Source organism: Streptomyces sp. TLI_171, from assembly GCF_003610255.1.
In the GTDB taxonomy this organism is placed as follows: domain Bacteria; phylum Actinomycetota; class Actinomycetes; order Streptomycetales; family Streptomycetaceae; genus Kitasatospora.
Genome location: NZ_RAPS01000001.1, coordinates 169,510 through 194,923 on the forward strand (window position 1 = coordinate 169,510; position 25,414 = coordinate 194,923).

Below are 25,414 nucleotides of genomic sequence, written 5' to 3' on the forward strand. Positions count from 1 at the left end.
ACGCGTCACGGCGCGGGTCGGCGCCTGCTCCGACCCTAGGGGCCGGCGCCGACACCCTGCCGACCCGGTCGTGCGACGGCGCCCCGCTCCCCGGCCGGACGGCCGGGGAGCGGGGCGACGTGCCGGGACGTCAGCTCACGTTGTCCTTGAACGCGGTGCCGGCGGCGCGCAGGCCGGCGACGTTGGCGGCGACCTGGGCGGGGGTCAGCACCTGGTCCTTGACGAAGTACACGTAGTCGACCTGCTGGTCGTAGGAGCGCACCGTGGACGAGGTCTGGCCGTTGAGGTCGATCAGCCAGTGGTTGAAGTCGATGAACTGCGGGGTCTCGGGCAGGTAGGGCTCGCCGTGGGTGGCGACGACCTGGCCGTCGATGTAGTAGGTGACGTTGCTGTTGTCGATGGTGAACTGCAGCAGGTGCCAGCCGTCGTAGGACTGCCGCTGCTCGCCGTGGGTGTTGACGGCGTTCCACGGGTCGGGGTTGTAGGTCTCCCAGGTGGTCTCGTACATGATGTTGCTCTGCTCGCCCCAGCCGCCGTTCGGCAGGTACTCGAAGTCCTGCTCGCTGTAGTTGGGGTCCATCGGGGCGTTCAGCGGGGTGAAGGCGAAGAAGGTCTGGTTGATGTGGTCGCCGTCGGGGCCGCTGTTGGGGGCGTCGGCGAACTTGACGCGGGCCGCGTAGGTGCCGTTCTTGAACTTCCGCGCGGTGGTCTGGATCTCGGTCTCCTTGGTGCCCGCCGCGGTGCCGTCGGTGGTCAGCCGCAGGTTGAGCACCTTGCTGCCGCCGACGGTCGGGAAGGTCACGTCCTGCGGCGACCAGGTGGCGCCGGACACGCCGGGGCCGCCCTGTCCGGACTTGACGGTCCAGCCGTGCTGCTGGATCGCCGCGTCGGAGCTGGTGTTGTAAGAGAAGTCGTCGAACAGCACGGGGGCGTTCGGGTCCACCGGCGGGGTGGAAGTGGACCCGGACGGGGACGGGCTGGGCGAGGAACTCGCCGACGGGGACGGGTTGTTGCCGGCCGGGGCGGTGCCCCAGATCAGCGCGCCGTCCTCCTGCAGGGTGACCTTCTGCCAGTCGGCGTAGGAGGTCTGGGTGCCGGAGAAGGAGTAGTCGTCGGACTGGGTGAGGGTCTGCCAGTCGGCGCGGTAGAAGCGCAGCTGCATGTCGCCGGTGGACTGGCCGGGGGCGAGCGAGCCGGCGCCGGCGGTGAAGCCGATCTCCAGGTAGCGGTCGGCGGTGGCGGTGGGGTTGGCCAGGGTGCCGAAGGTGCCGGTGATGTTGGCGCAGCCCTTGACCGCCCAGGAGCAGGCGAAGCGGTAGCTGGTGGAGGCGCTGTCCGCCTTGAAGTAGTAGCGCAGGGTGATCCGGTTCAGCGCCACGGTGGTGGTGCCGGTGTTGGTGACCTGCAACCACGGCTCGGTCTGGTCCGCGGTCGCGCCGGAGGCGCTGGTGCGGTACTGGACGCTGAACGCGTCGGCGGCGTGCGCCGGGGCGACGGTCAGCGCGGTGGCGGCCAGGCCGGCCGCGACGACCGCGGCGGCGGCTGCCAGCCGGGCTCGGCGGCTGGTGGTGCGGGGGCGTGCGGACACGTGGATTCCTTCCGTGGGGGCGGGCCTCGCGCGGCATCGGGCGGCGCGGGGCGTCAGGAGTAGCCGGTGGTGCACGTGCGGGGTGCGGCGGCGGAGGTGGTCCGCGTGCTGCGGGCGGTCGCCGACGGTGGGTCGGCGGCCGGGTCGGTGGGGGCGCGGGCCGCGCCGGGTGCGGCCCGCTCCGGCCGGTCAGCCGCGTTCGGCGTGGTGGACGCCGAGTGCGGCCAGCCGGGGGCGGTGCGCGGCGAGCGCGGGCAGGAAGTCCCGGTCGTAGTCGCTGGCGGGGTTCCAGGCGCGGTCGGCGATGGCGCACAGCCGCGGGTAGGCGAGGTAGTCGAAGTGCTCGGCGGTGGTGACGAATTCGCTCCACAGCTGGGCCTGGGTCCCGAGCACCTTGGCGCGCTCGTCCTCGCCCCAGTGTTCGGGGGCCGCGAGGTGGGCGTGCGCGGTGGGCAGGTCGACCACGTACTCGGCCTGGCCGAGCGGCTCCTCGGGGTGCTCGCTCTGCGGGTAGTCGAGGTAGGTGGCGCGGTGCGGGGCCATCACGATGTCGTGGCCGCGCCGGGCGGCCTCCCGGCCGTGTTCGGCGTCCCGCCAGGGCATCACGGTGAACTCGACGGGCAGCGTGGAGCCGTCGGCCTCGGCCCAGCACATCGGGATCCGGCCGGCCTCCAGCAGGTGGCGGCCGACCCGGCCGAGGAACCAGCCGCGCAGGTGGGCGGGTTCGGCCAGGCCGAGTTCGGCGGCCTTGCGGCGGGCGGCGGGGCTGGTCTCCCACTCGACGGTGGGGCACTCGTCGCCGCCGAGGTGCACGTACCGGGACGGGAACAGCTCCATCGTCTCGTCCAGGACGGCGCGGCAGAACGCGAACACCTCCTCGTGCACGCCGAGCACGGTCTCGCACACGCCCCACTCGGTCCACACGTCGAGCTGCCGCTCGGGGTGGTTGCCGAGCTGCGGGTAGGCGGCGAGGGCGGCCCTGGTGTGACCGGGCATGTCGATCTCCGGGACCACGGTGACGCCCCGTTCGGCCGCGTAGGCCACCAGGTGCCGCAACTCGGCCTTGGTGTAGGCGCCCTGGTGCGGCAGGTCGTCGTACCGGGTGGAGCCGGCGTGGCCCAGCATGCTGCGGGTGCGCCCCGCGCCGATCTCGGTGAGCCGCGGGTAGGCGTCGACCGGCAGCCGCCAGCCCTGGTCGTCCGTGAGGTGCAGGTGCAGCACGTTCAGCTTGTGCAGGGCGATCCGGTCGACGGCGGCCAGCAGGCGGTCGATCGGCTGGAAGTGCCGGGCGGTGTCGATCATGAACCCGCGCCAGGCGTGCCGCGGCCGGTCGACGATCCGGACGGCGGGCAGGCTCCACTCGACGCCGGGTGCGGGCCGCGCCGACAGCGCCTCGGGGGGCAGCAGTTGACGCAGCGTCTGGACGGCGTGCCGCAGACCGGCGGGCCGGGCCGCGTGCAGGGTCACCTGGAACGGGTCGACGGTGAGCCGGTAGCCCTCCGCCCCGAGCTCGCGCTCCGCGGGGTCGAGCGTCAGGGCGACCGTCCCGTCCGCACCGGGGGCGAGCGGCAGCCCGGTGGCGGGGCGCAGCAGCGTCCGCAGCAGGTCGGCGACCGGAGCGGCATCGCCGTCCGCCCGAACGGTGGTCCGCTCGGTGAGGGTGAACCGTCCGGCGGCGGGAACGAGATCGACCGGGGTCGGCAGGATCACGGGGGTGGTCTTCTTCCGGGTGAGGTGGGATGAGGGGGCGTCAGCCCTTGACGGCGCCGGCGGTCATGCCGGTGGTGACCTTGTTCTGCAGGAACAGGAACACCAGCAGCACGGGCAGCATGAACAGGGTGGCGGCGGCCATGGTCGCGCCCCAGTCGGTGCCGAAGACGTTGGCGAAGGAGGAGAGCCAGACCGGGAGGGTCCGGGCGTCCTGGTTCTTGATGATCAGGGTGTTGGCGAACGCGAACTCGTTCCAGGCGGTGATGAAGCCGAAGAGCGAGGTGGCGAGCAGGCCGGGGGCGAGCAGCGGGAGGGTGATGCGGCGGAAGGCGGCGGCCCGGGTGCAGCCGTCGACCTGGGCGGCTTCCTCGAGTTCGGCGGGCACGGCGGCCAGGAAGCCGCGCAGGGTGACGATGGTGAAGGGGAGGGTGGTCATGAAGTAGACCAGGGTGAGCATGCTGAGGCTGTCCAGCATGTCGGTGTCGCGGGCGATCACGTACATCGGGATCAGCAGCGCCTCCCACGGGGCCATCTGCGCGGTGAACACCAGCAGCAGGAAGGCCCGGCGTCCGCGCCAGCGCAGCCGGCCGACGGCGTACGCGGCGAGCAGCGCGACCACCAGCGAGAGCAGCACCGCGCCGAGGGTGACCAGCAGGCTGTTGCGCCAGTAGCCGCCGAAGCCGGGCGCGTGGACCGCGGTGGAGAAGTGTTCCAGGGTCGGGTGCAGCGGGAGGAACGCGGGGGTCTCGGCCTGGATCTCGGCGGTGGGCTTGAAGGCCGTCACCACCATCCAGTAGACGGGGAACGCGGCGGTGGCGAGGACCGCGAGCGCGGCGAGGTTGAGCGGCAGGCGGCGCAGCTGACGGCGGGTCAGGGCGGTCGAGAGGGGCAGCGGGCTCATGCCTCGGCTCCTTCCTGGCGGTGCATCCGCCGCAGGGTGGTGACGAGCGCGGCGAGCAGGATCAGCACGGTGAGCGTGGACGCCGCGGAGCCGAGGTCGTACTTGTGCAGGTTCTGGGCGATCTGGAAGGCGTAGACGGGCAGGGTGGTGGTGGCGCCGTCGGGGCCGCCCTGGCTGACCACCCAGATCTGGGCGAAGCACTTGAAGGTCCAGATCACTTCGAGCGAGGTGACCAGGGCGAACAGCGGGCGCAGCACGGGGACGGTGACCATCCGGAAGGTCTGCCAGGCGGTGGCGCCGTCGATCCGGGCGGATTCGTAGAGTTCGGCGGGGATGGTGGTGAGGCCACCGTAGAGGGTGAGTGCGGCGAACGGGACGGACTGCCAGACCACCAGCAGCACCAGCACGGTGAAGGTGGCGGTGGGGTGGGCGAACCAGGCGTAGTCGTGGTAGCCGTGCAGTCCCAACTGGTCAAGCGCCCAGTTGACCACTCCGAACCGGGACTGGAAGAGCCACTGGAACACCGTGGTGGCGGCGATCACCGGCGTGGCCCAGACCAGCACCAGGGCGCTCATCACCGCCAGCCGCATCCGCCTGCCGAGCCGGACCAGCATCAGCGCGACCAGCGTGCCGAGGCCGGTGATCAGCACGGTGTTGAGCGCGGTCCAGCCGGCGGTGCGGGCGGCGACGGTCCAGAACTTGGGGTCGGAGAGCAGCTCGGTGTAGTTGTCCAGGCCGACGAACGGGGCGCCGCCGCGGATGAGTTCGGCCATCCGGAAGTGCTGGACGGAGATCACCAGGTTGCGGGCGAACGGGTAGAGCAGCAGGTACGCCGCGCCCACCAGGGTCGGGGCGATGAGCAGGTACGGCCGGATCCGGGTGCGGAGCGGCGGTGACGCGTTGGTGGGCACGGCGGGGTACTCCTGGGTCGGGGAGGTGCGGGGCGGTGCGGGCTGGGCCCGGCGGCGGATCAGTTGCCGCTGAGCGCCTTGGTGATGGACTCGCTGGCGCTCTTGCCCGCGCCGGCCGGGTCGGTTCCGGTGAGCACCCGGGTCATGTACTGCTTGATCGGGTTGTCGGCCTCGACGGCCGCCCAGTTCGGCGAGTTGGGAGTGGCGTGGCCGTTGACCGCGCCGGCGGCCATCGCGGCGGCGCCCTCGTTGCCGCTGAGCACGGAGGCGAGGGTGGTCCGGTTGGGGACGTAGCTCATCTCCTTGGCCATCTCGGTCTGCCACTTGTCGCCGGCCAGCGCCTTGACCACCTCGTAGGCGGCGGCCTGGTGCTGGGAGGACTCGGGGACGATCAGGTCGGAGCCGCCGGTGAAGACCGCGCCGGGCTTGTCGGCGCTCTTGCCGGGGATCGAGAAGAAGCCGAGCTTGTCCTTGAGCGCCGGGTTGGCCTTGAGGATCGCGCCGGCGCCGCCGGGGGTGGAGATCAGCTGCGCGGTGTGGCCCTGGGCGAACACCTCGGCCTGCGGGGGCTTGGCCTCGTCGGAGTCCTTCGGGCCCTTGCCGAGTGCCTGGAGCTTCTTGTAGAACTCGATGCCGGCCTGCGCCTGCGGGGTGTCCAGGGCGCCCTTCCACTTGCCGTCGGCGCCCTTGACCGCGAGGTCGCCGCCCTCGTCCCAGATGAACCCGGCCAGCGCGTACCAGGTCTGGCCGCTCAGGTAGATGCCTTCGTTGCCACCGGTGTTGAGCTTCTCGGTGTCGGCGATCCACTCCTCCCGGGTCTTCGGCGGGGCGGTGATGCCGGCCTGCGCGAACAGGTCCTTGTGGTAGATCACCACGCGGTTGGCGGCGTACCACGGGATGCCGAACTGCTGGCCGCCGATCTTGCCGGGCTCGGCCAGGCCGGGGATCCAGTGCGAGCCGTCGAGGTCGGCGACCTTGTCGCTGAGGTCGTGGACGCCGCCGCTGGCCGCGTACTGCGCGACCTGGGTGTTGCCGACCTCGATCACGTCGGGCGCGTCCTTGCTCGCCAGCGCACTGGTCACCTTCTGCCCGATGCCCTCCCACTCCTGGATCTGCACGTCCAGCGTGGTGCCGGCGTGGCCGGCCTCGAACTCGGCCTTGAAGTTCTTCAGGAAGGTGTCGCTGACGCTGTCCTTCATGATCCAGACCGTCAGCTTGGCCGGGCCTGCCGTGTCCTGGGCGGCCGGACCGGAGGAGGAACAGCCGGTCAGGGTGGCCGCGCCGAGCACGAGGGCGATCGCGGTGCGCAGCGGGGTCGGAAGAGCGGTGGGTCTCACGTGGTGCCGCCTTGGGGGATGGTGACAGAGAAGTCTCGGGTGAGTGATGCTTTACCAGTCGGACCAACTGGTCCGGTCAGTGGTAAGAGAAGGTGGCACAGCCGGATGACCCCGTCAAGGCCCCCCGCAGCGCTCCGCATACGCCCCCACCTGGCGTTTGAGTGGGCCGAACAGCGGCACTGCCAACTGGTAACCTCTGCGAACTGGTCTGGTATGGTCTGACCAGTTGCCAGTGAAGGGGTGAAGGATGACGTCCGAGACGTCCGGCGGTGCGGGCCTGAAGCGGGATCAGGTCCGGGAGTATCTGCGCGAACTGGTCGAGTCGCTGACGCCCGGCGACCCGATCCCCTCCGAGCGGGCGCTCTGCACCCAGCTCGGGGTGTCCCGCCCGACGCTGCGCGCCGGCGTGGACGAACTGGTCGCCGCCGGCCTGCTGGTGCGCGAGCACGGCCGCGGCATGTTCGTCGCCCCTGCGAAGATCGTCCAGGAGCTGGCGCCCGCCGGCGGCGGCGAGTCGTCCTTCACCGTCCCGCGCGCGTCCGGCAGTTGGACCAGCCGGGTGCTGGAGTTCGCCGCTCTCCCGGCCGGCCCGGCGATCGGCCGCAAGCTACGGCTCTCCCCCGCCGCCGAGATCCTGCACATCGCCCTGCTCCGCCTGGTGGACGGCGAGCCGATGGCGATCGAGCACCTGCACATCCCCGCCGACCTGGTGCCCGGTCTCGCCCCCGCCGACCTGGAGAGCGGCGACTTCTACGACCTGCTCGCCGCCCACGGCGTCCGCGTCCACGAGGCCGTCCAGGCCATCGAACCGACCGTGGTCAGCGACCGCGAGGCCCGCGTCCTCGCCGTCCCCGCCCTCTCCCCCGCCCTGCGCTTCGAACGCCTCACCACCGACGTCACCGGCCGCCCCGTCGAGTACGTCCACTCCCTCTACCGCGGCGACCGCTACCGCATCGTCTCCCGCATCTCCCTCGCCGACCCCTCCCCCACCTCCCCCGACAACCCCCGCCACCACCCCGGCATCCCCCCCGGCGACCTCACCACCCGCGGCACCGGGCGCACCGTCACCACCGGAGACATCCAGCCCGTCCTCTGACCATCCCCCTCCGATCGGCGCCCGCACGGGGGCAACCGGGAGTGCCCGTGCCACGATGCCGCCGTCCCCGGCGGAACGGAGCAGCTCGGCGACGGCCGCGGCCCCCCGCTCCCCGGGGCGGCTGGTCGAGGAACCCCGGTCAGTGAACTGCCCACTGACGCTGCGTCAGGACCCGGGCCCGAGTTGCCTGGGCTGCCGCCGCAGCTGCCACCGCCAGCATTCGCCGATCAGCCGCTCCAGCTCCGCCGTCCCGTACTCGTCCGCGTAGCACCGCGGGTGCCAGAGGAAGTCGGGCGTACCCGCGTGGACGTCCCACACCTTCGGGATCCACCGGTGCGCCCCACCGTGGTAGCTCGTCCCCACGGCCGGATCCTCGACCGCGACGGGCCGCGAACACCTCGGGCACAGCAGACAACTGGTCATCCCCCATGCTCTCAGCGCCCACCCGTCCACCGTCAATACGTCAACGGTCCCGCTGACCACTCAACTCGCTTCCCCCGCCGAATAGTTCGGGGTCGCCTGCCCGTCGTACCGGCGACCGCGTACGCCGGGCTCCGTGCCGGCGACGACCCCGAGGGCGCCGTCCGGGCTGTCGCTCGGATCCTGGCCGAGGACGGGCGCGCCGGGCTGGTCATGGAGGCAGCGGTCCCGGTCCCGGACGGCCGGCAGGCCCCCGGGGCCGGAACCGGGACCGCAGCGACAGCGTGGGCAAGCACGGCCAGGGCGGCCAGCGGTAACAGGTAGGGCGTCCTCGTCGCCGAGGTGCTCGACCACGAAGCCCCGCATGCCGTCGCGGACTTCGTCGCCAGCCCAGCGGACCCGCCGAGAAGGTTCTGCGTGCCGGCCGGGCTGGCGTCACCGGTGTGCTCGGGCGATCGTCCAGCCCGCTGTAGCCCACGGCCACCGGCTGATCTTCGTCTGTCGACCGACCTCACGCAGCACGATCACGGCCGGCGTCGGACCGGCTGCCCGCTGTCAGAGGGTGGCAGCACGCAGCACGATCAGGGCGACGGAGGCCATGGTGAGCACCAGCGCCGGGAACGCGCCCTTGCGGTCGCCGACGCGCAGGTGGAAGGCGACCGCCCCGGCGAAATAGAGCGTCAGGCCGATCGCGGCGGCGATTCCGACGGGTCCCCACCAGAGTCCGGCGATCGCACCGGCCGCGCCCGCTATCTGAGCGCCGATCAGGAGAGCCATCATGTTCTGCGGCACTCCGAGGGTGGCCATCTGCTCGGTGATGTGCCGCGTCCGCAGGGACTTGGCCCCCGCCGATACCAGGAGAAGCGCCGACATGAACACGGTGACGACGGCAAGGCAGACGAACATGGCTGAAACCTCAATCATGCGAGATGCGAGTAAGGGGTGTGCGCACCTCGACGACGATAGGCGGCCACCAGGTACCTCCAGGTAACCTTCGGGGGCATGAGCCTTCGACCCGGAATTGCTTTCCTCGCCGACTGTCCCGCTCTCCTGGCCATGGAGATCATCGCCAGCAAGTGGTCCATGGTCACGCTCTTCGCGCTGACCGACGGCCCGTTGCGCCACGGAGAGCTGGTCGAGCTGAGCGGTGGCATTTCGCGCAAGGTACTGACCCAGACGCTGCGCCGGCTCCAAGCCAACGGGCTCGTCGAGCGGCACGCGTACGCCGAGGCGCCGCCGCGCGTGGAGTACAGCCTGACCGATCTCGGGCGAACCCTGGAGGAGCCCATCAGGATGCTCACCGCATGGGCGCGGGAGAACGGCGAGGCGGTCGTCACCTTCCGGGAAGCGGCCGAGGCGGCCGCCACCATTGATGAGAACCCGAGCCGTTTCTGATCAGGAGAAGAGACTGAACCGGACAAGTACGGGCAGGCATCCGGTTCGAGGGCTCGGGAAGCCGCGCCGTGTGCGGTCGCGGCGTCCCGGTGCCGTTCGGGGGATCAGCCGCAGTGCGTCCAGCCGGACATCCAGCTGGTGCCCTCGGCGGAGCCGCCCCAGGAGATGCAGGTGCCTGCCGCGCCGATCTTGACCGGGCCCGCGTAGTACTTGTGATAGCCCCGGTCGGGGGCCTCGCCGAGGTCGCTCCGCCGCACGATCTGCACCCGCAGGTCGTACGTCCGGGTGCCGTTCGGGCTCCGCATCCAGGTGACGGCGCAGTTGCTGGAGCCGTTGTAGAACAGGTAGACGTCGGCCAGGGTGCCGAGCGCGTGGTGGTCGATCTGGTGGAGGCTGCTGCCGCAGGCGCCGATCGGCGTGGTGGCCGCTTCGGCCGGAGCGGTGACGGTCAGCATTCCCGCCGCCAGGCTGAGCGCGCTGAGCGCGAGGGCGGTCGTCCGCTTCGACTTGCGCATGTGTCCCCTTTTCGCGTTCATGTCCAAATCTGCCGCAGGCACGAGAGCAGCGACCAAGATCGTCTGACTACGGGTCAGTGCGACATTCGACGACCGCGAGGATCGGCCGGATGCCGTAGGACCGTCGGACGCCGGCCGGAGCTCCCGTCCACCGGCGGCAGCCGTACGGCGGGGGTCAGATCCGGCTGCTCAGGCCGTAGAGGACTTCGCGGAGGCCCGGGCGGGCGGCGTCCTCGCCGTGGCGCCAGACCAGGCGGAGGCGCAGCGGCGCGGGCGGGTGGGCTAGGTCGAGGCGGGTGAGGGCGCCGTCGGCGAGTTGGTCGTGGACGGCGAATTCGGGGAGCAGGGCGATGCCGAGGCCGCGTTCGGCGCAGGCGCGGGTGACGGCGATGCCGCCGGTGCGGAGGCGTTCGAGGTGGGGGCCGAAGTGGCGGTGGGCGGCCAGCGCGAAGGAGCAGGCGGGGTCGCCGACCAGCAGGCGGGTGTCGGGCGGCAGGTCGGCGGGGTGCAGGGCGGTGGCGTGGCGTCGGGGGTGGCCGGGGGCGGCGACCAGGGCGAGCGGGACGTCCTGGAGGTCGAGGTGGTCGAGGGGCGCGGGCGGGACGGGGAAGCCGAGTTCGCCGAGCGGCCCGGCGGTGTCGAGCAGCAGGGCGGCGTCCAGGGTGCGGGCGGCGAGTTCGGCGAGCAGCGTGTCGCGGACCGGTCCGATCCGCAGGTCGATGCGCAGCTCGGGGTGGTGGTCGGCTAGTTCGGCGAGCAGTGGGGGGAGGTGGGTGGCGGCGAGGGTCTCCAGGGCGCCGAGGCGGACGGTGGGGTGTTCGGTGGTGACGTCGCGGCGGGCCTGCTCGGCCTGTTCGCGCAGGCGGGCGGCCCAGGGCAGCAGGCGCCGTCCGGCGGCGGTGAGGGTCATGCCGCGCGGGTTGCGGGCGAACAGCGGGGTGCCGAGCGAGCTTTCGAGGGTGCGGATCTGTTCGGAGACGGTGGACGGGGCGAGTCCCAGCGCGGTGGCGGCCTCGGTGACGGTGCGGTGCTCGACGACCGCTTCGAAGGTCCGCAACTGCCGCAGTTCCATGCCGTCCGCCCCCTGTGTCGGTGGCGCACCAGGGTACGCGTTCGGTTCTTCCGCACGCACCGTGCGCCTGCGCCGGTGGATCAAGAACGCTTCGAGACCGCAGAGTTGACGGCGTCTCGATGACCGCCCTCACCTGGGGAGCTCCGCCGTGCTGACCACCGCTGTCCGACCGTTCGCTCCACCGCTCGCCCGCACGCGCGTGTTGCTCGGGCTCTCGCTGTCGTACTTCGCGGTGCTGCTGGACACCACCGTGCTGGCGGTCGCGGAGCCGGATCTGGCGCGCTCGCTGGGGAGTTCGACGGCGGGGCTGCAGTGGGTGGTGACGGCGTACACGGTGGCGTTCGGCGCGGTGCTGCTGTCGGCGGGGACGCTGGCGGACCGGTTCGGCGCGGACCGGCTGTTCCGGCTGGGGGTGGCGGGATTCGGTGCGGCGTCGGCGGCGTGCGCGCTGGCGCCGGGGCTGTGGTCGCTGGTGGTGTGGCGGGCGGTGCTGGGGGTGGCGGCGGCGTTGTCGGTGCCGTCGGGGATGGCGCTGCTGGGCGTGGTCTTCCCGGTGCCGGCCGAGCGGGCCCGGGCGGTGTCGGTGTGGGCGGGGGTGAGCGGCGCGGCGATGGCGTGCGGTCCGGTGGTGGGCGGCGCGCTGGTGGGGTGGTTCGGCTGGCGGTCGGTGTTCTGGCTGAACGTGCCGCTGACCCTGCTGGTGCTGGCGTTGACGGCGTCCCGGGGACTGCGCGCGCCGCGCCGGGCGCAGCGGACGGACTGGTGGTCGCAGGCGGCGCTGGTGGCGGGGCTGGCGCTGCTGATCGACGCGTTGATCGCGGCGGGCGCGGGCGAGGCCGGGCAGGCGGCGGTGGCGGGTGCGGGCGCGCTGGTGGCGGGCGGCTGGTTCGTCCGGCGGGAGCGGGACGGGGAGTTGCGGCGGGTGGTGCTGGCGGCGGACGGGGTGCGGACGGCGCTGGCGGCGGGCGCGGCGGTGAACTTCGCGCTGCTGGGCGTGCTGTTCGTGCTGCCCCTGGTGTTCGTCCGGGTGTGGGGGTGGTCGGCGGCGGTGGCGGGCGCGGCGTTCCTGCCGATGACGGTGTCGCCGGCGGGTGTGCCGTTGCTGCTGACGGGTCGTCTGGTGGCGCGCCGGGGGCCGTGGCTGCCGGTGGTGGCGGGGGCGGCGTTGCTGGCGGCGGGGTGTGCGGGGGCGGCGGCCGCGGTGGGGTTCGGGGCGTCCTACCCGGTGCTGGCGATGGCGCTGGGGGCGGTCGGGTTCGGGGTGGCGCTGTCGCTGCCGGCACTGGTCGCGGCGGTGGTGTCGTCGGCTCCGGCGGGGGCGACGGGGGCGGCGAGCGGGCTGCTGAACGCGGTGCGGCAGGTGGGCGCCTCGCTGGGGGTGGCGGTGCTCGGCGCGTTGGTGGCGGTGCCGGACCGGACGGGCGCGGCGACGGCGCTGCTGCTGCCGGTGCCGGTGTGCGCGGTGGCGGCGGTGCTGGCCCTGGGGCGGGCCCGCCGCACATCCTCTCGACATCAAGCATCTTGATATCAAGAGACTCCTCGGGCAGAGTTCTCCCGACGGGCCCGGACGAACCCGTGCCCGGAGGCGAAACCGGCCCCGCAGACCGTGCGGCGCCGCGGAACGGGGAGAGCCATGAGCGAACGCGAGCACCGGGACGGGCTGTTGACCCAGCTGCGCCGTCCCCCGGGCGGGCGGGACGGCCGGACCATGCTGGTGGCGCTGTTCACCGACCGGACCGGCTCGGGCGTCTGGGCGGCGGCCTGCGTGCTGTACTTCACCGAGGTCGGCCACCTCACGGCCGGCCGGGTCGGTCTGCTGCTGGGGCTCGCCTCGGTCGCCGGGATCGCCGGCTCCCCGCTGGCGGGGCGGCTGGCCGCCTCGCTGGGCGTGCGGCCGGTGCTGATCGGCTGTCACCTGCTGCGCGTGGTCGCCCTCGCGGCGGTGCTGTTCTGCTCCTCCTTCGCTCCGCTGCTGCTGGCGGTCGCGGCCTCGGCGCTCGGCGACCGGGCGGCCCGCGCGATGGAGCTGCTGTTCGCCACCGAGGTGGCGGGCGAGCGCCGCTCGGTCTACCGGGCGCTGTCCCGGACGGCGATGAACGCCGGGTACGCGGCGGGCGCGGGCCTGGCCGCGGCGGGCCTGGCGGTCGGCACCCCGGCCGCGTACCGGGCGCTGCTGATCGCCGACGTGGTCTCCTTCCTGATCGCCGCCGCCCTGGTCGCGGGCCTGCGGGAGCCGCGCCCGGGCGGCCGGGTGGTCGCGGGCAGCGAACGCCCGGCGCCGGCCGCCCAGGCGGGGCCCCGGCCGACCCCGTGGCGGGACGGCGGCTACCTGCGCTTCGTCGCCCTGGACTGCGCGCTGACCATCGACGACGCGATCCTGAACGTCGGCCTGCCGCTCTGGCTGATCCACTCCACCCGGGCCCCGCACGCCCTGGTCCCGGCCTTCCTGGCGATCAACACGGTGCTGGTGGTGGCCAGTCAGCTGCGCGTCTCGGCCCGGGTCCGGACACCCCGTCAGGCGGTGCGCGCGGTGCCGCTGTACGGCTTCGCGGTGCTGGGCTGCTGCGCGGCGGCGGCACTCGCGGGCGGGACGGGCGCCGTGCTCGGCTCGCTCCTGCTGCTGGTCGCGGCCGTACTGGTGACGCTCGCCGAACTGCTGCGCTCGGTGGTCTCCTGGGAGCTGTCGGTGGCGCTCGCCCCGGACCGGGCCCGCCCGGAGTACCTGGGCGTGGCGGGGATGGCGCAGTCCACCGAGAAGGCCGCCGGCCCGCTGCTGCTGACCGGCGCCGTCCTTGCCACCGGCCCGCTGGGCTGGCTCGCCCTGGGCGCGGCCACCTGCGCGGCGGCCTACGCCCAGCGCCGCTTCAGCGCCACCCGCCTCACCGCCACCGCTCCTGCCCCGACCCCCGTGGCCCGGGCAACGGCCGCCGGTTGAGCCTGCCGAGCACTCGGTCCGCAGCGCCCGCCCCGACCTTCGACGCCCGGACGTGGGAGGGACCTTCAGCCTGGCGACCGTCGCCGGACGGGGAACGCCGCGCCGGCCCGGCGACCAGCGCCCGCCCGGGCGGGCGCCGTCAGGCCAGCTCGGCGACCGTGCCGACCACGGTGCCGAACAGGTCGCCGACGGTGGTGAGCGCGGCCGCGTGCAGGTCCGCTGCCGGGACGACGGACCCGCCCGGGCCGGGCAGGGCCCGGGTCGCGCAGGCCTCGGCGACCACCGCGGGCCGGAGTCCGGCCCGGAATGCGCCCTGGGCGGTGAACTGCACGCACATGTGGGTCATGAAGCCGGCGAGCACCAGGTCCGGCCGCTCGGGCCCGACGCCCGACCTGGCCAGCACCGCGGCCAGTTCGGTGTTGTGGAAGGCGTCCGGGAACTCCTTGACCACGACCGGCTCCCCCGCCCTCGGCGCGACCTCCGGGCTGATCGCGCCGATCTCGGCCCGGATGTCGTACGGCGTGCCCGGTCCGCCGTCGTTCACCACGTGCACCACGGGCGTGCCGGCCGCCCGCGCCGCGGCCAGCAGCCGGGCCCCGGCGGCGAGCGCCTCCTCGGCGCCGTCCAGCGCCATCACGCCCTCGCGGTAGGTGTTCTGGTAGTCGATCAGGACCAGGGTCGCGCCGGCCAGCCGGGGCGGGGTGTCGTCCAGGCCGATCACCCGGCGCAGGGTGGCGGATGCGTTCGTCGCGCTCATGACAGTAATCTCCTCGGGAAGGGGAAATGGTGGACCTGACGGATGGTCAGGCCGTGCGGAACCGGCGCCGGTAGGCGGCGGGCGTGGTGCCCAGTCGGCGGCGCAGCGCGCGGTGCAGGGTCTCGACGGAGCCCAGGCCGCAGGCGGCGGCGACCTGGTCGAGCGGTCGGTCGGTGCCTTCCAGCAGGCGCCGCGCGGCTTCCACCCGGGCTGACTCGACGTAGGCGGCGGGGGTGCTGCCGGTCTCCTGGCGGAAGACCCGGGCGAAGTGCCGCTCGCTCAGGCACATCCGTTCGGCGAGGGCGGCGGCCGACAGGTCGGCGTCCAGGTGTTCGGCGATGTGCAGCCGCAGCTCGTCGATGTCCCGGCGGGCCGTGGGCGGGCTGCTGAGCGGCACCGAGAACTGGCTCTGGCCGCCCTGCCGCTTGAGGTACATCACCAACTGCCGGGCCACCGCGAGCGACAGCTCCTCGCCGTGGTCCTCGGTCACCAGGGCGAGCGCCAGGTCCATGCAGGCGCTGATCCCGGCGCCGGTCCAGATCCGTCCGGAGCGGACGAAGATCGGGTCCGGGTCGACGGTGATCCCGGGGTGGTCGGCGGCCAGTTGCGCGGCGGTCGACCAGTGGGTGGTGGCGGTCCGCCCTTCCAGCAGCCCTGCTGCTGCCAGCAGATGGGCGCCGACGCAGACGGACGCCACCCGGCGCGCGGTCGGTGCGGCGTCCCGCACCCAGTCGACCACCTCCGGGTCGATCCGGGCACGCGGTCCGTCCGGCCCCGGCTCGACGGCGCCCGGCACCAGCAGGGTGTCGACGGCGCCGCGGACCTGGTCGAAGGTCAGGTCGGCGACCAGCCGGACGCCGGCCGAGGTCCGCACCGGCCCGGCGGTCGGGCCGGCCAGTTCGACCCGGTAGCCGGCTCGTCCGCCGCTCTCCCGGTTGGCCAGCGCGAACACCTCGGCGGGCCCGGTCACGTCGAGCAGGTCGACGTCCGGGAACACCGCGATCACCATCCGCCGCTCCAGCTCCATGCCCCCATCCTCGGGCGGGCCGCCCGCCGTCCGCAATGACGACTCTCTGTCGGATCCGGACATCGCCTCCGGACGCCGCGCCGGGCGATCCGGCGCGCCGCCGGTCCGGGTGCTGCTGCCGCCGGGGCCTGTGAGCGGGTGGTTCGTGATCGTGCGGGGCCGCCCGGCAGCGGCGCCGGGCAGCCGGATCCGGTCGCCCCGGGGGTGCTCGCCGAACTGCACCAGGGCGTCGCCTTCCCCCTCGGCGGGCTCATGTCCCGAGCCCGCCCGTGCGCGCCGGTTTCGCGGCCGCCGGGTCCGACACCACGTCAGATCGGTGGCAGGCTGGCAGTCATGGAGAGCGAGGAAGGTCGCCCGGCGCCGCTACTGGTGGTGGACGGCGCGAACGTGGTGGGCTCGGTCCCGGACGGCTGGTGGCGCGATCGGCACGGCGCTGCGGAGCGGCTGCGGGACAGCCTGGTGGCGGTGGCCCGGGACGGCCTTCCGGGCGTGCCGGGCCCGCTGACGGTGGTGCTGGTGGTGGAGGGCGCGGCCCGCGGGGTGACGGCGGTGCCCGGCGTCCGGGTGGTGGCCGCGGCGGGCAGCGGCGACGACCGGATCGTCCGGCTGGTGGCCGAGGAGTCCGTGCCGGGCGGCCGCTGCCTGGTGGTCACCGCCGATCGGGAGCTGCGCGGCCGCGTCGCGGCGCTGGGCGCGGAGCTGCTCGGCCCGCGCGCGGTCCGCTGACCGCGCCGCGGGTCAGGCCAGGCGGGTGCGGGCCCCGGCGGGGTGGGTGCGGCCGCGGGCGCTGACGGCGGGCCGGGTGGGCCGCCGGTCCGCACGGGCCTGGCGGCCGTCCTGAACCGTCCGCGCGTCCCGCCCGGCGAGCGCGGCCTTCAGTGCGCGGACGGCCAGCAGCACGGCGACGGCGGCGAGTTCGGCGGGTTCGGCGATGCCGCGGTCGGCGGCGGCGTGCTGGCAGACGGAGCACCAGACGGCGCTGGCCCGGCCGCCGTCGGGGTAGTCCAGGGTGGCGGGCACCAGGTAGTGGCAGCCGCAGGCCTGGCAGACGAAGACCAGCGTCATCGCAGTACCACCCCCGCACCTCCGCACACCGAGCACGGCGACCAGTAGGTGCGCCGCACCGGTTGCTGCGCCCCTCGCGAATCGGTCTCCACGGTGTGCTCGGTCTTCTCCGTCCCGCGCGCCCCGCCGCAGCCCGGGCAGGTCTGCTGCTCAGCCATCGGCCACCTCCAGACCACCGACCGTAGCGCGCCGACCCCCGTCAGCGACAGCGGTTCGCCGTCGGACCACCCGTCGAATCCGTTTCGGGAGCGCACGGATGCACGATCGCTACCTCGGCCGCCCCGGCCGCCCCGGCCCGACGCTCCGTCAGGGTGCGGACGGGGGCGGGGTCGCCGGGGCCGGCCAGTCCGCGGGGGACGCCTCCACGTCGTTGCCGCGCACCCACACCGTGGAGACCCCGAGCAGCCGGCGGATCACCGCGAAGCCGCCCTCCCAGCCGCCGGGCAGCCGCAGCCGCCCCGACCGGACGGTCCCGGCGCTGAACCGGGTGTCGCCGCTCTCCAGCACGCCCGTCCAACCGGGAAGCCCCATCTCCGGGACGTTGCCGGTCAGTTCGACCTCGACCGGGATCCGGAGGCCGTCGGCCAGCAGCAGGGCGGGGCCCCGGTACACGGGGGTGTCGGGTGAGCTCATGCCTAGAAGCCTGCGGGAGCGGCCCACATCTCCGCAAATCTGCGCAAACCCTGTATTCCGGGCGCGCTGCGGCCGTTCCGTCGGGTGGAGTACTCCGTTCCGTGGCCGTCCGGTCACCTTCAACCCCGCCGGATGGTGCAATATGACATTGCATCAGCCGGGACAGGCCCGACTGATGGAGCATCAGGAGAACTCCCATGATCAAGCCCTTGGCCGTCCTGACCGGAGCGGCGGCACTGTCCGTGGCCGCGACGATCCCGGCGACGGCGGCCGGCTCCGAGACCCCGCAGACCACCACGGTGTGCAGCCCGTCCGGCCTCCAGGCGGGTCTGGCCACCAAGGTCTGCGCGGAGCGGACGGGCGAGCAGGTCCGGATCTACGGCACCGTCGGTCTGGCCGGCCCGCCGTCCCCCGGCACCCCGTGGCCCCCGCAGCAGCAGCTGCTCACCACCCTCGGCGCGGACAGCCCGGCCGGGACGCTCACCGGCAACGTGGTCTTCACCGGCTCGACCAGGACGGTCGGCGACCTCACCGGCACCGTCGCCTGCGACGGCCCGATCCGCGCGAGCTTCGCGGTCGCCTCCTACCCCTGGGCGCCCAACCCCGTCCACCTCGACGCGGTCGTCCCCTGCTGACACCCGGCCGGGCCGGGCCGCCCCGACCCGGGGGCGGCCCGGCCCCGTCAGCGGTCGAGGAAGAACCCGGGAACCAGCACCACCGCGGAACCCAGCAGGCTCCCGTCCGCATCCGTCGCGGCACCGACCCGGACGACAGCACGGCCACGGGCACCGCCACCAGCAGGACCGCCGGCAGGCACCCGCCGAGGAAGATCGCCACCACCGGCACCCGGACCGCGGCCGCACCCCCGTCACCCACGTTCGCACCCGGACGAGATCGGGTCGCTGGAGCCGCCGCCGGTCCGCGTTCGCCCTCCGCGATACCGGCGCCACCGTCCGCCGCCCGCGGAGATGCTCCGACCATGACCCCGCGCATCGAACTGGTCCTCGGCGACCTCACCGAGCAGGACACGGACGCCGTCGTCACCGCGGCCAACGAATCACTGCTCGGGGGCGGCGGCGTCGACGGAGCCGTGCACCGCGCCGCCGGCCCCCGCCTCGCCGCGGCCGGCGCGCCGCTCGCCCCGTGCGACCCGGGCGACGCCAGGGCCACGCCCGCCTTCGACCTCTTCCCGCCCGTCCGGCACGTGATCCACACCGTCGGCCCGGTCTGGGAGGGCGGGGAGCACGGCGAGGCCGAGACCCTGGCCTCCTGCTACCGCCGCTGCCTGGCCGTCGCCGACGAGCTGGGCGCCCGCACCCTGGCATTCCCGGCCATCGCCACCGGCGCCTACGGCTTCCCGCCCGCCGAAGCCGCCCGGATCGCGCTCGACACGCTCACCGGCACGCCCACCGCCGTCGCGCTGATCCGCCTGGTCGCGTTCGACGCCGCGTCCCACCGCCACCTGCAGGACGCCCTGACGGCCCGTCAGTAGCGCCTCACGCCGGACCGCGTCCCGAGGCGGAGTCGCCGCCCGCCCGCACCGCTTCGAGCACCGCGGCGAGCAGGGCGGCGAGTTCGGGCGACGCCTCCCACTCCGCGGCGGTGGGGTGCCAGGTGAGGCTGCCGCCCGGGGCGTCCGGGCGGCCGTGGGCGATCGTCACGGTCCGTCGGCCCTTCCGGTCCGGGCCCGTCACGCTCAGCTGCAGGTGCCGCACGTGGAAGCGGCGGGAGTACTCGCCCCGAAGATCTCCAGCACCCGGCCGTCGAAGGAGGAGAAGTCGGACCCCACCGTCGCCGTGATCTCGTCGTGCATGGCCGGACCCTACGCGCGCCGTCCGGCCACCGCCAGGCCCCCTTCCGCTACTCCTCCCCCAGCAGCCGTCCGATCAGCCGGTTCAGGTCGACGTGCTCCTGCTCGCAGCCGACCGGCACCACGCACTCCGTCAGCCGCAGGAAGCTCCGCAGTTCCTCGGCGGACATCCGCAGCAGCGCGTCCTCGCCCTCACCGCGCAGCGACAGGAGCACGTCGCCGTCCTCCGCGCCGTGCCCGGGGCGGACCGTCAGATCCCCCATTCCGGCGGGCCCTTCCAGACCGGCCAGCAGCAGGTCCCGCGACAGCGCCCAGGTCACCGGTTCCGGCTGCTCGACGTGGCTGTCCAGGTGAACGACGAACGGCTCCTCGGCGCGGTACCGCAGGCTCGCCGCGACGGGCAGCTCCAGCTCCGGCGCGACCACCACCTCGACCACCAGGTACACCGTCAGCCGCATCGCCGCGCAGCGCTGCGGCGGCACCACGCCCTCCTCGTCCTCGCTCACCTCCCACCCCCGCCAGGACGGCCCGCTCCCCGCCCCCGCCCTGGCAGAAACGATTCCTCATCTGTCTCGCGGTCAACTCCCGCGCGCCGCAGCGCCTCACCAACGTGCACACCTGCACAACGACGCCGGGCACGATCGGTGACACCCGGCCGGACAGCGGAATGCCCCTCGGCGCGCACGCCACGAGATCCGCGTCGTGCCGGCAGGCGCGAAGCGGTCACCGCAGGCGCCGTTCGGTCGCGCCGGCCCTTTGTGATCGCTCGCACGGAGGTGAAGCGGCCAACGCCCTGGTCGGGATCGCTTTGAACGACGACGACCGAGAGTTCGTCGAGCACTGGTGCGTGGAGCTCGGGAAGCGCGCCGTTGCGGGCAGTCCGCTTCTCGGGCTGGCCGGCCTGTGCCTGGGCCATACCGCTCGACGCTTCGGCCGTCTCTCCGCCGACGCCCTCGCGCTGGCGAAGTCGCTTGCCGGGCGCGCTGAAACGGACCCGACGGACGTCGATACTCGGGCTCTCGACGGCTATGACGACGTCCGGAGCTTCCTTCACCTGCGGTGACGAGGCCCCGGGGGGCATGACGACGAGGGCAGGCGGTTTCTGCAGAGTCCGCAGGGGCACCGGGTCGGTGGTGGCCTGACGCCAGGCCCAAGTGGTGCTGCTGTCACGAGTTCGGGCCGCACCCCGGTCGGCAGTGGGCCGAGCGCGGTGGCAAGGGGAAGGACCGCGACCGCGAGCCCAGCCCCGGCGGCGGGCCACCTACAGCCGACCGCACGGCGTCCGACACCTGTTCGCCGCCTACGACCTCGCCAACGACCAGCTGTACGGCCACGTCAAGGAGACCGAGCACCGCTCCAATTCGCCCTCCAAGTCGTCACCAGGGCGAACGTTGCCGGTTGCTGGTCAGTCGGACGCTCGATCGCCAAGACGTGTTCGTGCGCCAGTCTGGTCGGAGGGGGTCAGATATCCAGGGAGCTCAAGTCCAGCCGCCAGTCGTTGGACTGCAGCCAGGTGCCCTTGGGGTATTCGAAGGAGAGCTTGCCGGCGAGCTCGAACCCGGCCTTGCGGCACACCGCGTTCGACGCCGCGTGGTCCACGTGGGGGAACGCGTGCAGGTAGCGCCGTGCGCCGCGCGCCGCCGCCCGGTCCGCTGCCAACCGCAGGGCGGCAGCGGCGTATCCGTGACCGCCGAACTCCGGGAGGATCCCGTATCCGGTCTCGTACACGTCCTCACCGTCCCACTCCCGCTCCCAGTACCCGACCGAACCGATCGCCTCGTCACCGAGTCGGACGATCAGCATCTCGCCGCCGTCAAGACGCAGGTAGCGCTGATGACGATCGACGATCGCCTGCTCGGTCTCGGGCCCTCCGAGATGTTCGGTCATCTCGGGGGTGTTCTGGCGGTGCAGGATCTCCAGACCCGCGTCGGACCATGAATCGAGGCGAAGAGTGTTCACGGCGCGGAGAATACGCTCCGCCACCGACATGATCGGCAGCACGGCCGCCCCAGCTCACCGGGACCAGCCCACCGAGACCAGCCCCCGCCAACTCTCCGAGGCGACCGTTGCCCGATGCGGCACTAGGGACCGTATTTGGTCGTGATCAAGAGGTGGCCTTGGTGAGGTCCTTGATCCAGATCATCGAGGCGCGGAGGTGGAGGCCGGCGAGGTAGCTCTCGGGTGTCTTGTCGAACCGGGTGGCAATGCCCCGCCAGGCCTTCATCCTGTTGATCAGGCGCTCGACGGTGTTCCGTTCCTTGTAAAGCTCGGCGTCGTGGCGGACGGGCCGGCCGCCCCTGCCGCCCTTCTTCTTGCGGTTGGCGGCCTGGTCCCGCTTCTCCGGTATGACGGCCTTGATGTGCCGTTCGCGCAGGTGGGCGCGGTTGCCGCGGGAGGAGTAGGCCTTGTCCCCGGCGACCGCGTCGGGCCGGGTGGGGGGACGGCCGACGGGCCCGCGGACCCGGACCTTCGCCAGCACGGGGATGAACTGCGGGCTGTCGGCGGCCTGCCCCTCGGTCAGGACGATCGCCAGCGGGCGGCACTTGCGTTCGCCGGCGATGTGGACCTTGCTGGTCTGCCCGCCTCTGGACCGTCCGAGCAGGGCCGCCTTCAGGCGGAGTCTGCGTCTGCGTCGGACGCGTCGTCGCTCGTTCCGTTCCGGGTCGTCTGCGGTGTGCTGCCCGTCTTGTTCCTTCGGGCGGCCCCCTTTTGCCGGGCCTTCTCCGCCTCCTCGGCGGCCTTCTCCAGGTCGGCGAGGGTGTCGGGGTCGAGGTGCATCCCGGCGGCGTCGTGGTGGGCCCGGACGGTGGTGGAATCCACGCTGACCAGTGACAAGTCCACCTCACCCCGCTTCGCGGCCGCCGCGATCGCGCCCTCCAGAAGGGCCTCGAACACGCCGGCGTCCCGCCACTGCCGGAAGCGGTTGTGGACCGTCGACCAGGCACCGAACTCGCTCGGCATCTCCCTCCACTGGCCGCCCGTCCGGAACCGCCAGATCACGCCCTCGAACTGCCGACGCAGCCGCTCGGGGTACGGGCCGTACTCGCCAATCGGCAGGTACGGCCCGATGAACTCCCACTCGGCATCAGTCAGTTGCACTCGCGTCACACAACACGATCTATCGGATCAGGCGCGACCGCGAAGGCGAAACCCGCAGATTGATCACAACCCGATACGTGCCCTAGTTCGCCGCGAGCCGCCGCTCCAGGTCCGCGAGGTACGCCTCGCCGTAGGCGTCCGCCAGGTCGTCCAGGTCGATCATCGGCGGGATGTCGATGACGGGCTGACGCTCGATCAGGAACGCCACCGTCTCCCGCACGATCCGGCTCTCCTCCGCGGCGCCCACGCCCGGCCGCTCCACCACGGCGTCGGTGACCCGGACCCGGGTGGACGCCTCCGTCGTCTCCTCCTCCACCCGCACCAGGTACTCGCGGTCCCCCAGTGACTCCACCCGGATCTCAGCAGCCATGACGCAGGTCGTCCTTCCCTCGGCACCCCACCGGGCCGACCACCGACCCGCGGGCCCTCTCACCATACGACGCACCCGCACCGTCCCGCGGTTGACGCCCCCTCATGGGCAGCCGAGTGCTCGCGGTTGAAGCTCCGGCTCGGCTGCGACCGGGCGACGCCGTTGCAGGATCACAGGATGCCACCGGCCGGCGGCCGCGTGGGCCGAGTGTCCTGGGTGCGTGACAGGCTGCTGCCCGACATCGGGAGCCGGATCGGGGAGTTGGCGCGGTGGGTTTCGAGGGCGAGGTCTGGCGGCTGATGCGGGAGCAGGAGCTGCTTGGCGAGATCGTGATCGACGAGGCCGACTTTCCGTGGCTGAACGGGCGCTTCGTGCCGACCCCGGGGTTCGACGAGGTGAGGCCGTGGTTCGCGGAGTCGCTGGCGCTGCTGGACGCGGAGGAGTACGAGCGGTTCGACGCGGCCTACGACCGGATCGCTGGCGCCCTGTCGCTGGTGGCCCCGGAGGGCCCGGTCGCGGAGTTCCTGCTCCACATCAGCGAGGACCGCGCCTGGTTCCGGTGGAGTGACGAACCGTTCGACGAGGACTGAAACCGGAGCCTCGCGCCCGCCCGGCACTGGTGCGTCCGTTGACGGAGGCGGAGCCCGGGAAGGCGCAGGTGTTCGCCGCCGGGCTCCTCCTCACTGGCAGAGCTCCGCGCGGCGCGGGTCGTATCCGAGCGAGATCGGTCCCATGTCGGTGCCGTCCGGGTTGGTGCCCTTCGCGTGGGCTTCCACCCGCCAGACGCCGATCAGGCAGACGGTGTTGACGACGCTGTAGGTGAGGCCGTTGGAGTCGGGGATCCGGGTGTCGGGTGGGGTGGTCGCCTTGGTGTGCCACTCGTTCTGGAACGGGATCGGCGGGGCGTACTTCAGTTCCAGCGCCATGCTGAACGCCGAGGGGGACGGATCGCACCGGGCGGTCACGGTGGCGCCCGTGCTTCCGCCCATGCGGCCGAGGACGACCTGGTAGTAGCACGAGGCGCGGTTCGGGTCGTTGCCGTGCGGCGCGGCGCAGCCGGCCACCACCGTCAGCAGGAGGCAACCGAGGATTCCGGCAGAGGACTTGTGACGCACGCGGGCTCCGGTCGGCTGGCGGGCGGGTCCGTCGCTCCTTGGTTACCCCGCCCGGCGCCCCCCGACCCGTCCGGTTCGAGGGGGCGCGGGCGACGGTCCGCCCGGCCCGGCCGGGGCCGGGCGGACCGGGGGTGGTCAGCCGCGGCCGAAGCAGCGTTCGAGTTCGGTGAGGTCGTAGAAGTAGGAGCCCTTGGTGATGGGGTGGCAGGAGTCCTTGAAGGCGGTCTCCTTCTCGTTGTAGAGCATCCGGACCAGGTGGGCGGGCTTGCCCTTGGTGTCGGGGGCGGCCCGGTAGAGGTCCCACTGGAGGTTCGCGGCCATGGGCGAGACCTCGGCGCCGCGCCAGGGGTTGTTGAGGTAGGTGTAGGGCTGGGCGGGATCGGCCTGCAGGGTGCTCCCGGGGAGGCCGAGGAGGGCGGCGAGGGGTTCGATCTCCTCGGCGTGGGTGAAGCGGAGGACGGCGCCGGTGCCGGTGGTGCCGGCGGCCTTGGCCTCGGCCTGGGCGAAGAGGTCGTCGAGCAGGACGCCGGCCATCTTGTAGGTGATGGTGCGTCCGCTGAAGCCGGGGCCCTTGGAGTAGAACTCCTCGGCGTCGTCGAGGTAGGCGAACCACTGGGCGTCGCGGGGGGTGAGGAAGCGGTCGAGCGAGGCGCCGGGGGCCTCGACGGCGAGGTCGGGGGCGGCGCTGTAGAGCGCGTAGAGGGAGCGCGCGAAGGCGAGCTGCTGATCGGCGGTGAGGGTGGCCAGGAAGGCGGGGGCGAACAGGCGCTGGGCGGTGTGGCGGGCGGCTTCGGCGGTGCGCGGGTTGCCGTCGACGGTGGCGAGGACGGCGGCCAGGTCGGGGTCGTGGGCGACGTACGCCTGGTAGTCGGCGTTCTGCGGCTGCTTGTGGAAGTACAGCAGGTTCTTGTCGGTCCTGGGGGCCGTGATCAGGGTGGCGAGCGCGGGCTCTCCGGCGGTGAGGCCCGCGGTGAAGGCGTTGGCGCTGGCGGTGGCACGGGCGACGCCGGAGGTTTCGACCACGATGGGCTCGCCCTGGGCGGCGATGGTGTCGAACAGGCCGGGCAGGCGCTGTTCCATCCGCAGGGCGGTCTGCCGCTGCTCGTCGGCGCCGAGGGCGGACAGGTTGCCGTAGCCGAGGTTCGCGCCGGCGGCGAGCAGGGTGCGGACCTGCGGGGCGAGTTCGGCGCCGAGGTCGGTGAGACCGCCCCGGGCGCTCGCGGTGTCGAGCAGGGCGAGGACGGCGTCGCCGTCCTCGCTGTCGCTCATCGCGCGGGAGCCGTGCCGGGCGACGTTCTCGGTGAAGACGGCGGTGTAGCCCTTGGGGATCTGCTGGTAGTGCTTGAGGCTCTGCTGCGGGGCGTACGGGGTCTTGGTCCCGTAGACGTCGCGCTGGGCGTGGCCCGCGGCGTCGGCGGTGCCGGCGAGGCCGACGGTGGTGGCCAGGGCGGCTGCCAGGGCGGTGGCGAGGGCGGCGGAGCGGTTCACGGTGGGAGCCTTTCGAACGTGGTCGCCCGGTCCGTCCCGGACGACCGCCGCACCCTGCCAGCCCGGCCCGAACGCCCGCCGACACCCGTCCGATCACCGGATGTCCCCGGGGTGAACGGAGCCCCGCCGCCCACCGTGGACCGCGCCCCGGACGGTGACCCGACGGGGTG

General features: G+C 73.2%; 28 protein-coding genes and 2 pseudogenes. 10 read left to right on the plus strand and 20 right to left on the minus strand.

Features of this window, described 5'->3' with window-relative positions:
- Positions 1–130 precede the first annotated feature (130 nt).
- From BX266_RS00780 to BX266_RS00800, 5 genes are all read right to left on the minus strand, one after another.
- Positions 131–1,588 carry a cellulose binding domain-containing protein gene (locus tag BX266_RS00780; RefSeq protein WP_099897005.1) on the minus strand — a complete coding sequence of 486 codons (1,458 nt, stop codon included), beginning with the start codon at positions 1,586–1,588 and terminating at the stop codon, positions 131–133.
- A gap of 189 nt (positions 1,589–1,777) precedes the next feature.
- The gene (locus tag BX266_RS00785) at positions 1,778–3,298 is read right to left on the minus strand and encodes a beta-N-acetylhexosaminidase (RefSeq protein ID WP_099897006.1); all 1,521 of its coding nucleotides are present in this window, start codon (positions 3,296–3,298) and stop codon (positions 1,778–1,780) included.
- Between the two features lie 40 nt (positions 3,299–3,338).
- Positions 3,339–4,199, minus strand: coding sequence for a carbohydrate ABC transporter permease (locus BX266_RS00790; protein ID WP_099897007.1), 861 nt, complete (start codon positions 4,197–4,199; stop codon positions 3,339–3,341).
- Positions 4,196–5,110: a carbohydrate ABC transporter permease gene (locus tag BX266_RS00795; RefSeq protein WP_259464466.1), complete on the minus strand. Its 915-nt coding sequence runs from the start codon at positions 5,108–5,110 to the stop codon at positions 4,196–4,198. The genes BX266_RS00790 and BX266_RS00795 overlap by 4 nt, the downstream gene beginning before the upstream one ends.
- Positions 5,111–5,169: 59 nt before the next feature.
- On the minus strand, positions 5,170–6,447 hold the full coding sequence (locus BX266_RS00800; RefSeq protein WP_099897008.1) for an extracellular solute-binding protein: 1,278 nt from the start codon (positions 6,445–6,447) through the stop codon (positions 5,170–5,172).
- Positions 6,448–6,694: 247 nt separating this feature from the next.
- On the opposite strand from BX266_RS00800, the gene BX266_RS00805 reads away from it, so the two are divergent.
- Complete coding sequence (locus BX266_RS00805; protein WP_099897009.1) at positions 6,695–7,543, plus strand: GntR family transcriptional regulator; 849 nt, start codon at positions 6,695–6,697, stop codon at positions 7,541–7,543.
- A 165-nt stretch (positions 7,544–7,708) separates the two neighbouring features.
- Here the strand turns inward: BX266_RS00805 and BX266_RS38015 are convergent, their stop codons facing one another.
- Together BX266_RS38015 and BX266_RS00815 are read right to left on the minus strand one after the other, a co-directional pair.
- The gene (locus BX266_RS38015; protein ID WP_143686833.1) at positions 7,709–7,906 is read right to left on the minus strand and encodes a hypothetical protein; all 198 of its coding nucleotides are present in this window, start codon (positions 7,904–7,906) and stop codon (positions 7,709–7,711) included.
- A 612-nt stretch (positions 7,907–8,518) separates the two neighbouring features.
- Complete coding sequence (locus BX266_RS00815) at positions 8,519–8,869, minus strand: DoxX family protein (protein ID WP_099907212.1); 351 nt, start codon at positions 8,867–8,869, stop codon at positions 8,519–8,521.
- A gap of 96 nt (positions 8,870–8,965) precedes the next feature.
- On the opposite strand from BX266_RS00815, the gene BX266_RS00820 reads away from it, so the two are divergent.
- Entirely contained in the window at positions 8,966–9,358 is a 393-nt protein-coding gene (locus BX266_RS00820; RefSeq protein ID WP_099897011.1) for a helix-turn-helix domain-containing protein, read from the plus strand.
- Positions 9,359–9,462: 104 nt separating this feature from the next.
- Here BX266_RS00820 and BX266_RS00825 read toward each other — a convergent pair whose 3' ends face one another.
- The gene (locus BX266_RS00825) at positions 9,463–9,873 is read right to left on the minus strand and encodes a hypothetical protein (protein ID WP_099897012.1); all 411 of its coding nucleotides are present in this window, start codon (positions 9,871–9,873) and stop codon (positions 9,463–9,465) included.
- Positions 9,874–10,048: 175 nt separating this feature from the next.
- The gene (locus tag BX266_RS00830) at positions 10,049–10,945 is read right to left on the minus strand and encodes a LysR family transcriptional regulator (RefSeq protein WP_099897013.1); all 897 of its coding nucleotides are present in this window, start codon (positions 10,943–10,945) and stop codon (positions 10,049–10,051) included.
- Between the two features lie 148 nt (positions 10,946–11,093).
- Here BX266_RS00830 and BX266_RS00835 point away from each other — a divergent pair, with 148 nt between their 5' ends.
- Both BX266_RS00835 and BX266_RS00840 read left to right on the plus strand, forming a co-directional pair.
- Positions 11,094–12,470, plus strand: a complete 1,377-nt coding sequence (locus BX266_RS00835) for an MFS transporter (RefSeq protein WP_259464467.1) — start codon at positions 11,094–11,096, stop codon at positions 12,468–12,470.
- A gap of 108 nt (positions 12,471–12,578) precedes the next feature.
- The gene (locus BX266_RS00840; RefSeq protein ID WP_259464468.1) at positions 12,579–13,880 is read left to right on the plus strand and encodes an MFS transporter; all 1,302 of its coding nucleotides are present in this window, start codon (positions 12,579–12,581) and stop codon (positions 13,878–13,880) included.
- A gap of 139 nt (positions 13,881–14,019) precedes the next feature.
- Here the strand turns inward: BX266_RS00840 and BX266_RS00845 are convergent, their stop codons facing one another.
- Together BX266_RS00845 and BX266_RS00850 are read right to left on the minus strand one after the other, a co-directional pair.
- On the minus strand, positions 14,020–14,637 hold the full coding sequence (locus tag BX266_RS00845; protein ID WP_099897015.1) for an isochorismatase family protein: 618 nt from the start codon (positions 14,635–14,637) through the stop codon (positions 14,020–14,022).
- Between the two features lie 46 nt (positions 14,638–14,683).
- Positions 14,684–15,664 (minus strand): GlxA family transcriptional regulator, encoded by a 981-nt coding sequence (locus BX266_RS00850; RefSeq protein WP_099897016.1) that lies wholly within the window; start codon positions 15,662–15,664, stop codon positions 14,684–14,686.
- A 333-nt stretch (positions 15,665–15,997) separates the two neighbouring features.
- On the opposite strand from BX266_RS00850, the gene BX266_RS00855 reads away from it, so the two are divergent.
- Positions 15,998–16,390, plus strand: a complete 393-nt coding sequence (locus BX266_RS00855) for an NTP pyrophosphohydrolase (protein ID WP_099897017.1) — start codon at positions 15,998–16,000, stop codon at positions 16,388–16,390.
- A 12-nt stretch (positions 16,391–16,402) separates the two neighbouring features.
- Here the strand turns inward: BX266_RS00855 and BX266_RS00860 are convergent, their stop codons facing one another.
- A complete protein-coding gene (locus BX266_RS00860; RefSeq protein ID WP_099897018.1) occupies positions 16,403–16,729 on the minus strand; it encodes a hypothetical protein in 327 nt (108 codons plus the stop codon).
- 306 nt (positions 16,730–17,035) lie between these two features.
- Positions 17,036–17,362, minus strand: a complete 327-nt coding sequence (locus tag BX266_RS00865) for a hypothetical protein (protein WP_099897019.1) — start codon at positions 17,360–17,362, stop codon at positions 17,036–17,038.
- Positions 17,363–17,559: 197 nt separating this feature from the next.
- Here BX266_RS00865 and BX266_RS00870 point away from each other — a divergent pair, with 197 nt between their 5' ends.
- Together BX266_RS00870 and BX266_RS00875 are read left to right on the plus strand one after the other, a co-directional pair.
- Positions 17,560–17,997: a hypothetical protein gene (locus BX266_RS00870; RefSeq protein ID WP_099897020.1), complete on the plus strand. Its 438-nt coding sequence runs from the start codon at positions 17,560–17,562 to the stop codon at positions 17,995–17,997.
- Between the two features lie 344 nt (positions 17,998–18,341).
- Positions 18,342–18,854 (plus strand): macro domain-containing protein, encoded by a 513-nt coding sequence (locus tag BX266_RS00875; protein WP_099897021.1) that lies wholly within the window; start codon positions 18,342–18,344, stop codon positions 18,852–18,854.
- A 4-nt stretch (positions 18,855–18,858) separates the two neighbouring features.
- On the opposite strand, the gene BX266_RS38285 is transcribed toward BX266_RS00875, so the two are convergent.
- Both BX266_RS38285 and BX266_RS00885 read right to left on the minus strand, forming a co-directional pair.
- Positions 18,859–19,023 carry a hypothetical protein gene (locus BX266_RS38285; protein ID WP_183096863.1) on the minus strand — a complete coding sequence of 55 codons (165 nt, stop codon included), beginning with the start codon at positions 19,021–19,023 and terminating at the stop codon, positions 18,859–18,861.
- A 199-nt stretch (positions 19,024–19,222) separates the two neighbouring features.
- Positions 19,223–19,678: an SsgA family sporulation/cell division regulator gene (locus BX266_RS00885; protein WP_099897023.1), complete on the minus strand. Its 456-nt coding sequence runs from the start codon at positions 19,676–19,678 to the stop codon at positions 19,223–19,225.
- Positions 19,679–19,980: 302 nt separating this feature from the next.
- On the opposite strand from BX266_RS00885, the gene BX266_RS00890 reads away from it, so the two are divergent.
- Positions 19,981–20,235 (plus strand): hypothetical protein, encoded by a 255-nt coding sequence (locus BX266_RS00890; RefSeq protein WP_259464469.1) that lies wholly within the window; start codon positions 19,981–19,983, stop codon positions 20,233–20,235.
- Between the two features lie 116 nt (positions 20,236–20,351).
- Positions 20,352–20,530, plus strand: a pseudogene (locus BX266_RS40700) (IS630 family transposase); the annotation flags it as partial.
- A gap of 103 nt (positions 20,531–20,633) precedes the next feature.
- On the opposite strand, the gene BX266_RS00900 reads toward BX266_RS40700, so the two are convergent.
- From BX266_RS00900 to BX266_RS00910, 3 genes and pseudogenes are all read right to left on the minus strand, one after another.
- On the minus strand, positions 20,634–21,173 hold the full coding sequence (locus BX266_RS00900; RefSeq protein WP_399168779.1) for a GNAT family N-acetyltransferase: 540 nt from the start codon (positions 21,171–21,173) through the stop codon (positions 20,634–20,636).
- Between the two features lie 103 nt (positions 21,174–21,276).
- A pseudogene (locus BX266_RS00905) lies at positions 21,277–22,280 on the minus strand (IS5 family transposase).
- Positions 22,281–22,353: 73 nt separating this feature from the next.
- Positions 22,354–22,641 carry a hypothetical protein gene (locus BX266_RS00910; RefSeq protein ID WP_099897025.1) on the minus strand — a complete coding sequence of 96 codons (288 nt, stop codon included), beginning with the start codon at positions 22,639–22,641 and terminating at the stop codon, positions 22,354–22,356.
- Between the two features lie 269 nt (positions 22,642–22,910).
- Here BX266_RS00910 and BX266_RS00915 point away from each other — a divergent pair, with 269 nt between their 5' ends.
- Complete coding sequence (locus BX266_RS00915) at positions 22,911–23,231, plus strand: hypothetical protein (RefSeq protein WP_099897026.1); 321 nt, start codon at positions 22,911–22,913, stop codon at positions 23,229–23,231.
- Between the two features lie 90 nt (positions 23,232–23,321).
- Here the strand turns inward: BX266_RS00915 and BX266_RS00920 are convergent, their stop codons facing one another.
- Both BX266_RS00920 and BX266_RS00925 read right to left on the minus strand, forming a co-directional pair.
- Complete coding sequence (locus tag BX266_RS00920; protein ID WP_099897027.1) at positions 23,322–23,756, minus strand: hypothetical protein; 435 nt, start codon at positions 23,754–23,756, stop codon at positions 23,322–23,324.
- Positions 23,757–23,891: 135 nt separating this feature from the next.
- On the minus strand, positions 23,892–25,244 hold the full coding sequence (locus tag BX266_RS00925; RefSeq protein ID WP_099897028.1) for a histidine-type phosphatase: 1,353 nt from the start codon (positions 25,242–25,244) through the stop codon (positions 23,892–23,894).
- Between the last annotated feature and the right edge of the window lie 170 nt (positions 25,245–25,414).